The organism is Actinokineospora guangxiensis, assembly GCF_042657845.1.
Classification (GTDB): Bacteria; Actinomycetota; Actinomycetes; order Mycobacteriales; family Pseudonocardiaceae; genus Actinokineospora; species Actinokineospora guangxiensis.
Genome location: NZ_JBHSKF010000009.1, coordinates 84,280 through 96,230, shown reverse-complemented (window position 1 = coordinate 96,230; position 11,951 = coordinate 84,280). Strand labels below are relative to the sequence as shown.

General features: G+C 72.0%; 11 protein-coding genes. 3 read left to right on the top strand and 8 right to left on the bottom strand.

Annotated elements, in window-relative coordinates; genetic code table 11:
• Positions 1-146: 146 nt before the first annotated feature.
• From ACFPM7_RS17940 to ACFPM7_RS17910, 7 genes are all read right to left on the bottom strand, one after another.
• The gene (locus ACFPM7_RS17940; protein WP_378248784.1) at positions 147-827 is read right to left on the bottom strand and encodes an SDR family NAD(P)-dependent oxidoreductase; all 681 of its coding nucleotides are present in this window, start codon (positions 825-827) and stop codon (positions 147-149) included.
• An 18-nt stretch (positions 828-845) separates the two neighbouring features.
• On the bottom strand, positions 846-1,934 hold the full coding sequence (locus ACFPM7_RS17935) for a class E sortase (protein ID WP_378248783.1): 1,089 nt from the start codon (positions 1,932-1,934) through the stop codon (positions 846-848).
• Positions 1,935-2,377: 443 nt separating this feature from the next.
• Complete coding sequence (locus tag ACFPM7_RS17930; RefSeq protein WP_378248782.1) at positions 2,378-3,094, bottom strand: FadR/GntR family transcriptional regulator; 717 nt, start codon at positions 3,092-3,094, stop codon at positions 2,378-2,380.
• Complete coding sequence (locus tag ACFPM7_RS17925) at positions 3,078-3,842, bottom strand: 3-oxoacyl-ACP reductase (protein ID WP_378248781.1); 765 nt, start codon at positions 3,840-3,842, stop codon at positions 3,078-3,080. The genes ACFPM7_RS17930 and ACFPM7_RS17925 overlap by 17 nt, the downstream gene beginning before the upstream one ends.
• Positions 3,843-5,207: an aldehyde dehydrogenase family protein gene (locus ACFPM7_RS17920; RefSeq protein ID WP_378248960.1), complete on the bottom strand. Its 1,365-nt coding sequence runs from the start codon at positions 5,205-5,207 to the stop codon at positions 3,843-3,845.
• Positions 5,204-5,947: a gamma-glutamyl-gamma-aminobutyrate hydrolase family protein gene (locus ACFPM7_RS17915; RefSeq protein ID WP_378248780.1), complete on the bottom strand. Its 744-nt coding sequence runs from the start codon at positions 5,945-5,947 to the stop codon at positions 5,204-5,206. The genes ACFPM7_RS17920 and ACFPM7_RS17915 overlap by 4 nt, the downstream gene beginning before the upstream one ends.
• Positions 5,928-7,253 (bottom strand): glutamine synthetase family protein, encoded by a 1,326-nt coding sequence (locus tag ACFPM7_RS17910; protein ID WP_378248779.1) that lies wholly within the window; start codon positions 7,251-7,253, stop codon positions 5,928-5,930. Before ACFPM7_RS17910 ends, ACFPM7_RS17915 begins: the two co-directional genes overlap by 20 nt.
• A 395-nt stretch (positions 7,254-7,648) precedes the next feature.
• On the opposite strand from ACFPM7_RS17910, the gene idi reads away from it, so the two are divergent.
• Genes idi through ACFPM7_RS17895 form a run of 3 tightly spaced genes read left to right on the top strand, consistent with a single transcriptional unit; the run spans position 7,649 to position 9,825 of the window.
• Positions 7,649-8,230, top strand: a complete 582-nt coding sequence (idi, locus tag ACFPM7_RS17905) for an isopentenyl-diphosphate Delta-isomerase (protein ID WP_378248778.1) — start codon at positions 7,649-7,651, stop codon at positions 8,228-8,230.
• On the top strand, positions 8,227-8,673 hold the full coding sequence (locus ACFPM7_RS17900; RefSeq protein ID WP_378248777.1) for a YiiD C-terminal domain-containing protein: 447 nt from the start codon (positions 8,227-8,229) through the stop codon (positions 8,671-8,673). The genes idi and ACFPM7_RS17900 overlap by 4 nt, the downstream gene beginning before the upstream one ends.
• A gap of 9 nt (positions 8,674-8,682) precedes the next feature.
• On the top strand, positions 8,683-9,825 hold the full coding sequence (locus ACFPM7_RS17895) for a glycosyltransferase (protein ID WP_378248776.1): 1,143 nt from the start codon (positions 8,683-8,685) through the stop codon (positions 9,823-9,825).
• An 11-nt stretch (positions 9,826-9,836) separates the two neighbouring features.
• Here ACFPM7_RS17895 and ACFPM7_RS17890 read toward each other — a convergent pair whose 3' ends face one another.
• On the bottom strand, positions 9,837-11,948 hold the full coding sequence (locus tag ACFPM7_RS17890) for a GmrSD restriction endonuclease domain-containing protein (protein ID WP_378248775.1): 2,112 nt from the start codon (positions 11,946-11,948) through the stop codon (positions 9,837-9,839).
• Between the last annotated feature and the right edge of the window lie 3 nt (positions 11,949-11,951).

Below are 11,951 nucleotides of genomic sequence, written 5' to 3'. Positions count from 1 at the left end.
TCCTCCACCGAACGGGTTACAAGCGGAGTTCGGTTTATGCCCGGACCACCAGTTCGGGCAAGAGATCAACTCGTTTTTGATCTTATAGGGTGAACCTGCGTAACCTTTATGATCACATCAGGTGATCTTTGATCACCCAGCGTCCACTAAGGACCGGCGACGGGCACCTGCGCGCCGGAGACCGCGACGTCGCCGCTGAGGTGCAGCACGGTCGCGGCGATGCGCTCCGGGCTCACCCAGCCCGCGCGGTCGGAGTCCGGCATGGCCGCCCGGTTGCCCGGGGTGTCGATCACGCCCGGCAGCACGGCGTTGGCGCGCACCCCGTCGCCGCCGTACTCCTCGGCCAGCGCCGCGACCAGGCCCAGCACCGCGGTCTTCGCCGTGATGTAGCCCGACGCCCCGGAGAACGGCCGCTTCACCGCGCCCGCCGACACGCACACGATCGACCCTCCGCCCGCGGCCACCAGGTGCGGCAGCGCGGCGTGGCAGACCAGGTACGTCGGGCGCAGGTTGAGCCGCAGCAGCCGCTCGAACTCCGCCACCGGCGTCTCGTGCAGCCGCCCGCCCATGGCGAACCCGCCGACGAGGTTGACCACCGCCCCCAGCGGGGCGCCCGGGTCGCCGGTGGCCGGCGCCAGGCACGCGGCGACCTCGTCCTCGGCGAAGAGGTCGGCGCGGTGGGCGACCAGGCGCTCGTGCTCGGGCAGCCGGTCCAGCTCGTGCTCGGCGATCCAGGGCACGACGACCCGCCACCCGTCGGCGAGGAACGCGGCCGTCACCGCGCTGCCCAGTCCCCCGGTCCCACCTGTCACCAGTGCGGTCTTCATGGCGACATCCTCCCCCGGTCAGCTCTCCGAGAGCTCGGGGGGCAGCGCCTCGTCGGCCTTGGGCTGCGTGCGCACCAGCACCGCGTGGATGATCATGCGCTGGGCGTTGGAGAACTTGGGGTGGCAGGTGGTCAGCGTCAGCATCGGCGTGAGCTTGTCCTCGGCCACGCCGGGGTTCTCGTTGCCCGGCACCGGCAGCACGACCTCGCTCTGGCCGGGGGTGACGATCCGGCGGCCGACGGCGGCGGCGTAGTCACCCTCCTGCGCCTCGACGCCCGCGCACCGGGGATCGCCCGCGTCGGCGGGCTGGCCCGCGGTGGGCAGCATCCGGTAGACGAACCAGTCGCTCTGCGTCTCCACGACGATCGCGTCGCACACTTCGAGCAGGTCGAGATCGTTGAACGGCGCACCCTTGCCGACCCGGTGCCCGGCCACTGCGAAGTTGCCCGGCTCCCCGGGCAGCGCCGAGTCCTTGTAGTGGCCGGGCCCGGTCTCCAGGTTCTTCTCGGACGTGCCCTCGACGATCGTGAAGTGGTAGTCCGGCCCGAAGACGGGGATGTAGAGCTTGGCCATGCCCTCGCCGTCGGCGAACTCGAACTTCTGCTGCCGCTCGGGATCCGGCGCGGGCGCGCTCTCCCACTGGCGGTCCATGTCGGCGGTGACCGTGGCCTGCTTGCGCGCCGACATCAGGTCGGTGATCCAGACCTCGTAGACGACGAACAGCAGGATGACCAGACCGGCGGTGACCATCAGCTCACCGAAGGAGCGGATGGCGATGGACACCGCGCCCGCCTTGGGCTTCTCGGGCTTGGCGTCGCCGTCGTGATCGTCGTAGCCGTCGTGATCGTCGTAGCCGTCGTGATCGTCGTAGCCGTCGTAGCCGTCGTCGTCCGGGGGGTCGGTCTCGATGAAGTCGGTGGGCGGATCGGCCTGCCGCCTGCGCGGGGGTGGCGGCGGCGCGACCGGGCGCAGAACGCGGGTGGGGGCGTCGGCGGGGTCGAGCGCGCGGATCACCTGGGTGGGCTCGTCGACCGAGCCCACCGCACCGAGATCGAGCTGACCGCCGAAACGCCCCGGCTGCGCCCCCGAGACCGGGCCGCCTGCCATCGGGGAACCACCCGACGGGCCGCCGTTGCGGGGCGTGCCGCCCTGGGGTGCGCCACTCGGCGGCATGCCGTCCCGAGACACGCCGACCTGGACCGTCCCGCTGGGCGGGGTGCCATTGCGAGCCGATCCACTCTGCGGCGCCCCACTCGCCGGAGCGCCATTGCGAGCCGAGCCGTCCTGAGGCGGCGTGCCGTTCGCCGGGATGCCGCTGGCTGGGGTGCCGTTTGGCGGGGTGCGGCGGGGTGGGGCCGGGCGGTGGGCGGGCGGGCGGTGTGGTTGGGCCTGCCTCGGCCGGTCTTCGCGCGGCGGGGCGCGGTGGGTGCCCGGGGGTGGCTGCGGGGCGCGGCGCAGGGGTGGTTGCTCCACCGTGCCCCACCCCCTCCGGGTCTGTCCGACCCCGTCAAGATAAGGCACTGCGCCGTTCGGCGGCTGTTAGTCCCGCCTCAGGTGAGGAAGCCGCGCAGCAGGGCTGCGGTCCCGGCGAGGTGTTCGGCCATGGCCGTGCGGGCGGCGGCGGGGTCGCCGTCGAGGATCGCGTCGACCACGGCGCGGTGTTGCTGGTCGGAGTGTTCGATGTTCGCGCCGAGGGGTGGGATGGCCTCCAGCAGGGCGTCGAGGCGGGCGCGCAGGTCGGCGACGGCGGCGGTCAGCGAGGGCGAGGCTGCCGCGGCGGCGACGGCCAGGTGCAGGCGGGCGTCGCGCCTGCGGTAGTCGGCGACGACGGCTCCGGTGCACTCCTCCAGGCGGGTGCGCAGGTGGCGGCGGGTGGTGGGGTCCAGCGCGCGGGCCGCGGCGGACTCGGCGGCGCCGGTCTCCAGCACCTGCCGCAGCGTGATCACGTCCTCGACATCGGCGGCGAACGCGGGCGGCGGCGGGGTCGGGTGCGTCGGGCGGATCGAGCGGACGAACGTGCCGCCGTAGCGGCCGCGCCTGCTCTCCACGTACCCGGCCTCCTGCAGCGCGTGCAGCGCCTCGCGCAGCGTGACCCGGCTCACCCCGAGCCGGGCCGCCAGTTCGCGCTCGGCGGGCAGCCGCTCGCCCGGCGCGGCCAGGCCCAGCCGGATGGCCTGCAGCAGCCGGGCCAGCGTCTCCTCGAAGGCGTTGCCCGCCTTGACCGGGCGCAGCAGCGCGTCGGCGAGCGGGTCAGAGTGGGGTGACATAGGCGCCGGAGATCCCGCCGTCGACCAGGAAGGACGACGCGGTGATGAAGGACGAGTCGTCGGAGGCCAGGAAGGCGACCGCGCCCGCGATCTCCTCCGGCTCGGCGAAGCGGCCGAGCGGGATGTGCACGAGCCTGCGCGCGGCGCGCTCGGGGTCCTTGGCGAACAGCTCCTGAAGCAGCGGGGTGTTCACCGGCCCCGGGCACAGCGCGTTGACCCGGATGCCCTCGCGGGCGAACTGCACGCCCAGCTCGCGGCTCATCGCCAGCACGCCGCCCTTGGACGCGGTGTAGGAGATCTGCGAGGTCGCCGCGCCCATCACCGCGACGAACGACGCGGTGTTGATCACCGAGCCGCGCCCGCGCTCCCGCATGTGGCCGATGGCGTGCTTGCAGCACAGGTACACCGAGGTCAGGTTGACCTGCTGCACCCGGTGCCAGGCGTCCGCGCCGGTCTCCAGGATCGAGTCGTCCTCCGGCGGGGAGATGCCCGCGTTGTTGAACGCGACGTCCAGCCCGCCGTAGCTGTCCACCGCGGTCTGGAACAGCGCCTTCACCTGCTCCTCGTCGGTGACGTCGGTGCGCACGAACAGGCCGTCGACCTCGCCCGCCGCCGCCTGCCCGCCCTCGACGTCGACGTCACCGACGACGACGCGCGCACCCTCCGCCGCGAGCCTGCGCACCGACGCCAGCCCGATGCCGCTCGCCCCGCCGGTGATCACCGCGACGCGGCCGTCCAGCCTGCCCATTCAGCCCTCCGAACTGATGAAGACGGTCTTCTCGTCGGTGAACCCGGCGAGCGCGTCCGGCCCCAGCTCGCGGCCGAGCCCGGACTGCTTGAACCCGCCGAACGGCGTCCAGTAGCGCACCGAGGAGTGCGAGTTGACCGACAGGTTGCCCGCCTCCACCCCGCGCGCCACGCGCAGCGCGCGGCCGACGTCGCGGGTCCAGATCGAGCCGGACAGGCCGTACTCGGTGTCGTTGGCCAGGGCGATGGCGGCGGCCTCGTCGTCGAAGGGCAGCACCGCCACGACCGGGCCGAAGACCTCGTCGGTGACGGCTCGGTGGTCCTCGGGCAGGCCCGCGAGGACCGTCGGGGGGAACCAGTAGCCCGGCCCGCCGGGCGCGGCGCCCTGGAAGGCGACCACGTCCTCGTCCAGGTAGGAGCGCACCCGCTCGCGGTGCTCGGCGGTGATCAGCGGCCCCATCTGGGTCGCGGGGTCGGCGGGCGGGCCGACCACGACGGCCTTGACCGCGGGCTCCAGCAGCTCCAGGAAGCGGTCGTGGACCGAGCGCTCGACCAGGATGCGCGAGCGCGCGCAGCAGTCCTGGCCCGCGTTGTCGAACACCGCCATCGGCGCGGCGGCGGCGGCCTTCTCCAGGTCGGCGTCGGCGAAGACGACGTTGGCGCTGTTGCCGCCCAGCTCCAGGGTCACCCGCTTGACCTGGTCGGCGCAGCCCGCCATGACCTGCTTGCCGACCTCGGTCGACCCGGTGAACACGACCTTGCGCACCAGCGGGTGGGTCACGAACCGCTGCCCCACGACCGGGCCGGAGCCGGGCAGCACCTGGAAGACGTCCTCCGGGATGCCCGCCGAGCGGGCCAGCTCGGCCAGGCGCAGCGCGCTCAGCGGCGTCGCCTCGGCGGGCTTGAGCACCACGGTGTTGCCCGCCGCCAGCGCGGGCGCGAAGCCCCACGCCGCGATCGGCATCGGGAAGTTCCACGGCGCGATCACCCCGACCACGCCCAGCGGCTCGTGGAAGGTGACCGCCCAACCGCCCGGCGCCGGGATCTGCCGCCCGGACAGCCGCTCCGGCGCGGCGGCGTAGTAGTGCAGCACGTCGCGGACGTTGCCCGCCTCCCAGCGGGCGTTGCCGACGGTGTGCCCGGCGTTGCGCACCTCGATCCCGGCGAGGTTCTCCAGGTCGGCGTCCACGGCGTCGGCGAAGCGGCGCAGCAGCCGGGCCCGGTCGGCGGGCGCGACCGCGCGCCAGGCCGGGAACGCGGCGTGCGCGCGGGCGATCGTGGCGTCGGCGTCCTCGGCCGAGGCCAGGGCGACGGTGGCGATCACCTGCTCGGTCGCGGGGTCGCGGACCTCACGGACGTCGCTCAGCGCTCCGCCCTCCAGCGGCGGGCCGCGTCGACCAGCGCGGTGAACAGGCGGATGTCGTCGGCGTTCTGCTCGGGGTGGGACTGCACGCCCACGGCGAAGCGGGCCGCGGGCACCTCCACCCCCTCGACCACCCCGTCGCCCGCCGTCGCGGTGACGGCGATGCCCGTGCCGAGGCGGTCCAGCGACTGGTGGTGGTGGCAGGCGACCTGCACCCGCTTGCCCAGGATCGACTCCAGCCCGCTGCCGGGCGCGAGCGTCACCTCGGTCTTGCCGAACATCGCCACCTCGGGCTGGTGGTCGTTGGTGCCGGTGCGCTCGGGGGTGTGCTGGTGCAGGGTCCCGCCCAGCACGACGTTGAGCACCTGCATGCCCCGGCAGACCGCCAGCAGCGGCATGCCGACCGCGAGCGCGGCCTCGGCGAGGGCGAACTCGGCGGCGTCGCGCAGCGGCTGCGGGGTGCCCGTCGTCGGGTGCGGGGCCTGGCCGTAGCGGGCCGGGTCGATGTCGGCGCCGCCGGAGAGCACCAGCCCGTCGAGCCAGTCGACGGTCTCGGCGCGCCAGTCGCCGATCGGCGGCAGCAGCACGGCGTTGCCGCCCGCCGAGCGCACCGACTCGACGTACTCGCGGTGCAGCACGACGGCCTCGGTCTCCCAGATCCCGAACGTCGAGTGCTCCAGGTAGGTGGTGATCCCGATGACCGGCGGGCGCCCGGCCCGGCGCTCAGAGCCTCTCGAAGCCACGGGCCAGCTCCCAGTCGGTCACCGCGGCCTCGAAGGCGGCCAGCTCGACCCGCGCGGCGTTGAGGTAGTGGTCCACGACGTCGTCGCCGAAGGCGGCCCGCGCGGTCGCGCTCTCCCGCAGCACGTCGGCGGCCTCGCGCAGCGTGGTGGGCACGCGGGGCTTGTCGGAGGTGTAGGCGTTGCCGGTGAACTCCGCTTCCGGCTCCAGGCCGTTCTCGATGCCGTGCAGCCCGGCCGCGACCATGGCCGCGACCGCGAGGTAGGGGTTCACGTCGCCGCCGGGGACGCGGTTCTCCACCCGCCGCGCCGCGCCGTGGCCGACCACGCGCAGCGCGCAGGTGCGGTTGTCGGTGCCCCAGGCGACCGCCGTCGGGGCGAACGACCCGGCGGCGAAGCGCTTGTAGGAGTTGATGTTCGGCGCGTAGAAGGCGGTGAACTCGCGCAGGCAGGCGAGCTGCCCGGCGAGGAAGGCGCGGAACACGTCGTCGCCGATCACCTCGCCGTCGGCGCGCAGGCTCATGTGGATGTGGCAGGAGTTGCCCTCGCGCTCGTTGACCTTGGCCATGAACGTCAGGCTGCGCCCGTGCTTGGCGGCGATCTCCTTCGCGCCGGTCTTGTAGACGGCGTGGTTGTCGCAGGTGGTGAGCGCCTCGGCGTAGCGGAAGGCGATCTCGTGCTGGCCGGGGTTGCACTCGCCCTTGACCGACTCGACGTAGAGCCCCGCGCCCGTCATGTGGTTGCGGATGTCGCGCAGCACCGGCTCGACGCGGCCGGTGCCGAGCAGGGAGTAGTCGACGTTGTACAGGTTCGACGGGGTGAGGTGGCGGTAGCCCATGCGCTGGGCGTCCTCGTAGGTGTCGTCGAAGAGGATGAACTCCAGCTCGGTGCCCACGTGCGCGGTCATCCCGTGCTCGGCGAGGCGGTCCAGCTGGCGGCGCAGCACCTGGCGCGGCGAGGGCGCGACCGGGGCGCCGTCGAGGGTGAGGACGTCGGCCTGCACCATCGCGGTGCCCTCGTGCCAGGGCACCGGGCGCAGCGTGTCCAGGTCGGGCTGGAGCAGGAAGTCGCCATAGCCGCGGTCCCAGGACGAGGACGCGTACCCGTCCACCGGGTTCATCTCGACGTCGACGGCCATCAGGTAGTCGCAGGCCTCGGTGCCGTGGCTGAGCACCTCCTCCAGGAAGTACCGCGCCCCGCAGCGCTTGCCCTGCAGCCTGCCCTGCATGTCGGTGAGCGCCACGAGCACGGTGTCGACCCGCCCGGCGTCCACCAGCTCGCGCAGCCGGTCGACCGACAGCTCAGGCATGCGTGTACCCCTCCCCAAAGGATCAGCAGGCGCCCAATGGAAGACCGCGTCCCAGCATCGTGTCAGTGATCACAGCCCTACGGCAACACTGAATTGGGCTCACAATGGGCCACGGAGATGCCAATAAGCCGCTCGACCAGCACGGACGGGCAAGTGGGAACGATCTGTTCAAAACTGCGCCTTGCCCGGTTCACGGCCGTTAACAAATACTGGCGATCATCGCGCTGGACCACACCCGGGCGCCCGACCGAGGGCGAGGGCGCTCAGGGGTTCCCTGCACCGGTCCACCGCGGGGCTCACCGGCGGTGGCCGCGGCACGCGGTCACCGCCCCCCTTCCGGTGATCATCGACAAGCGTCCTTGCCGCGCCTGCGCGGCTGGGGCAGGGTTGGGGCCGTGATCAGCGAGGAAGTCGTGCTGCTGGACGAGTCCGGCGCGGCCATCGGGACCGAGGACAAAGCGACGGTGCACCACGGGGACACTCCCCTGCACCTGGCGTTCTCCAGCTACGTGTTCAACCGCGACGGGGAGTTCCTGCTCACCCAGCGGGCGGCGAGCAAGAAGACCTGGCCCGCGGTGTGGACCAACTCCTGCTGCGGGCACCCCGCCCCCGGCGAGCCGCCGGTGACCGCGGTCGCCCGCAGGCTGGCCGACGAGCTGGGACTGGTCGGCAGCACCGAGATCGACCTGCTGCTGCCGCGCTTCCGCTACCGCGCGGTGCTCGACGGCGTGGTGGAGAACGAGATGTGCCCGGTGTACCGGGTCGTCACCGACGGCGTGCTCGCGCCCAACCCCGACGAGGTCGACACGGCCGAATGGGTGGCGTGGCAGCCCTTCGCGGCGGCGGTGCTGGCGGGCGAGCGGCCGATCTCGCCGTGGTGCGCGCTGCAGGTCGAGCAACTCGTGGCGCTCGGTCCCGACCCCCTCGCCTGGCCGGTGGGCGACGACGCCGAGCTGCCCCCCGCACTGCGGCGATGACGCACACCGAGCTGTTCAACGGCGCCATCGAGCACCTGGTGCCGCAGGCGCACCGGATGGGCGTGCAGGCCGTCGTCCTGGAGCCCGGCCGCGCGGTGTGCCGGGTTCCGCTGGCGGGCAACGGCAACCACCTGCGGACGATGTACGCCGGGGTGCTGTTCACCGTCGCCGAGGTGCTGGGCGGGGCGATCTGCCTGCCGTCGTTCGACATGGCGCGCTTCTACCCGGTGGTCAAGAGCGTGCGCATCGACTTCCGCAAGCCCGCCCGCACCGACGTGCTGGCCTCCGCCGAACTGCCCGCCGAGCGCGTCGCCGAGATCGCCGCCGCGGCCCAGGAGCACGGCAAGGCCGAGTTCACCCTCGGCGCGACGCTGACCGACGAGGCCGGGATCGTCGTCGCCACAACGGAAGGCGTGTACCAGCTGCGCGCGCACCAGCCCTAGGCTGGCCGTGTGCATGTGCTCTTCTCCGCGCTCGCCGCGCACGGCCACGTCTTCCCGCTGCTGCCCCTGGCACGCGCCGCGGCCGCGCGCGGGCACCGGGTCACCTTCGCCACCGGTGCGGACTTCGCGCCGCTGCTGGCCAGGCTCGGCTTCACCGCCGCCGCGGTGGGCATCGGCATGTCGGAGGCGTTCCGGCGGTCGACGGCCCACCTCGGCGAGCCGGTCGACCACACGAACCCCGACGACCCGGCGCTGCGGCGCGCGAGCGCCCGCTCCTTCGGCTACACCCTCCCGACGGCTTTCGGCGCGGACATCGGCGAGCTGATCGACCGCGATCGCCCCGACCTGGTCGTCCACGAGGTCGCCAACCCGGGCGCGGCCATCGCCGCCGCCGCGCGCGGCGTCCCGACCCTCGCCCACGGCATCGGCCGCGGCCGGATCCTGGAGATCTTCCCCGACTACGACGCCGAACTGGCCGCCGCCCACCAGACCCTGGGCGCCGACACCTCGGCCGACCCGATGCGCCTGGCCGACCCGTACCTCGACATCTACCCGCTGTCGCTGCAGGAGCGGCCCCTGCCCACCCGCATGCCGCTGCGCCCGACGCCCTTCGCCGAGCCCGGCGAGCTGCCCGCCTGGGTCGCCGAACACCGCGAACCGCTGGTGTACCTGACGCTGGGCACCGCTTTCAGCAGCGCCGACGCCCTGACCACCGCCGTCCACGGCCTGGCGGAACTGCCCGCCCGCCTCCTGGTCGCCGCGGGCCCGATGGTCGACACCGCCGACCTGCGCGACGTCCCGCCCTCGGTGACCGTGCTGCCCTGGGTCCCCCAGGCCGACCTGCTCCCCCACACCGACCTGGTCGTCCACCACGGCGGCGCGGGAACCTCCCTGGCGTCGCTGTCCGCGGGCCTGCCCCAGCTTTTCCTCCCCCAGGGCGCCGACCAGTTCATCAACGCCGACGCCATCACCGCCGCGGGCATCGGCCACACCCTCCGCGCGCCGACCGCGGAGTCCATCACCGAGGCGGCGACCGCCCTGCTGTCCGACGGCACCGCCCGCGCGAAGGCCCGGTCCGTCGCCGCCGAGATCGCCGCCATGCCCGGCCCTGCCGATGTCGCCGACCGCCTGCCCGAACTGGCACAGGGCTGACGAACAGGCACTCAGCCATCCGACTCCGTCGGCGCCGAGCCCGCGAACTCGGCGCGGACGTGCCGCAGTCGCCTGCCATCCGGGAGTCCCCAGAAGTACCAGCCGTTGGTGGCCCTCTTACGCAGCCCCCGCCCCGCCCCGGAGGGGCTGTCGTAGACCACGCCGCCCACCTCAAGACGACCGCCCGGCAGGATGGTCGCCTCCACGCCCGCGAAATCGCGGTGCGTGGCCCGGAGCTTGTCACCGACGGCGAGCAAGCCGGCGGCGATCAGGTGCTTGATCTCGACCCAGTCCTGGGCTTTCGCCTGTGGGTCGATGACCTGGCCTTGGTGCCCGTCGGGCACGGGCCAGACCGTCAACAGAGCAGTGATCAAGTCAGCCGTGCGCTGATCGATAAGCGGCTCGTCCCACTCCGTGGAGTGCGCCTGCTCTACGACGCGACCGGTCAGCTTGATCGTGTTGTGCTCCAGCAGCGCTTTCCGCTTGTCGGCCCACGTGCCGTTGGAGACCTTGGCGTTGAGCTTGCCAGTCAGCAGGGTCAGATTGCCGAGCCGGTGGACTCTGAGCTGCCGTTCCCACTCCTGTTCCTGCGTCTCCACCGGCCAGTTGGGCTGCCACTTCTGCGGAAGGATGTGCTCGATCGGGAACCCCGCCCGCTCAACCTGAGGTTGCCCCGTCTCCGCGCGGAAGGCGTTCTCGATGGCCTCCAGGACGGTCCGCAGGCGAGCGCGGGAGAACCGCCGGTACACAGCTTCGTCCGCGAGCGAGTCGCGGATCTCGTCGTCGCCGGGCCAGTAGGTGCTGGTGACGTTCAGCCGCGCGAGATGGGCGACGACGCGGTCGGCGAGGTCGCCCGCCGGAGTGTCCGAGTACGTCTTGATGATGTCGGCGACGATCCGGCCCAGATCCGAACCACTGAGCCGCAGGAGCTGGCGACGCACGATCCAGCTCTCGGCAGCCGAAACGATCCGGTCGATGGTCCACTGCGGCAGGTCCCGACCGGGTTCGTGCAGCCAGATCAACAGCGGTTTGAGCAGTTCCACGCCGCTCGCCTGCATCCGGTACACGGCCATCTCGACGACGCTGAGGTTGCCGCCGGTCCTGGCCGCCGCCTCTGTCCACGCCTCGTATTGGTCGGCCTGCTGTTTCAGCACCGGCAGCAGATCAGCGACCTTCTGCTCCCCGTGGTGCTCGACGTAGGACTTGAACCGGGTGAAAGTTGAATGCGGGCTGATCTCCTCTCCAAGGCGCGACATCAGCCATTGATTCAAGAAGAGCGAGCTGCGACTGACGAAGAACCGACCGACGCTGATGTCCTTCGCCCAGAACTTCGCCTCGAAGGGCCAGTCCTGCCGGTAGGCGGCCTTGGTGTCGCCGCCTTCGGCCGCCAAGCGCTGGAACACGAAGTTCCGCACAAGGTCCGCCGCTGTCAGCGGCGTTCCTCGCGCGTTGAGCGTCTCGAAGATCTCCTGGGAGTTCTCCGCGGCCAGGAGTTCGATGGTGACGAGTTGCAGATCCGCCTGCAAGGCGTTCGCCAGTTGCTCGGCCTTGAGGCCGTATTCCGCTGAGTCCGGGTCGCCAAGCCACTGGGCGACAGCGGTGGTGAAGTACCGGTGCGCTTGGACGATCTTGGAGTCCGCGTGCTTCAGGCTCGCATGATCCACAGGCGGGTCCGCTGTCATGACCTCGTCGAACGCGTCGTGATCCAGGTTGAGATGGCGCACCTTGAGGCAGCTTTCGCCCTCGGGCAGGTAGTTCGCGGAGTTGTGGGTCAGCGACTCGAGCTGGCTCGCCAGTCGCGCGTTCCCCCTCTGGCCGAGAATCGCGCCGGTCGCGTCCATCAGCAGTTGCAGCGTCGTCAACCTCTGCTGACCATCGATCACGTTCCACGTCGTCAGTCGATGAGTGTTCGATTCGTGCGCTTGGAGCACCACGGCGCCGAGGAAGTGCTGCTGAGTGCGTGAAGGCTCAGCGATGCGCAGTTCGACAACCCGGCGGATGTCCTTCCACAGCGGCTCCCACTGCTCGTCCTCTTTCCAGACGTAAGGGCGCTGGAACAGCGGAATCACGAAGTGCTGGGGAAGGCTGAACAGCTGCAAGGGCGTCCGCTTGAAGGTCTCCACGCG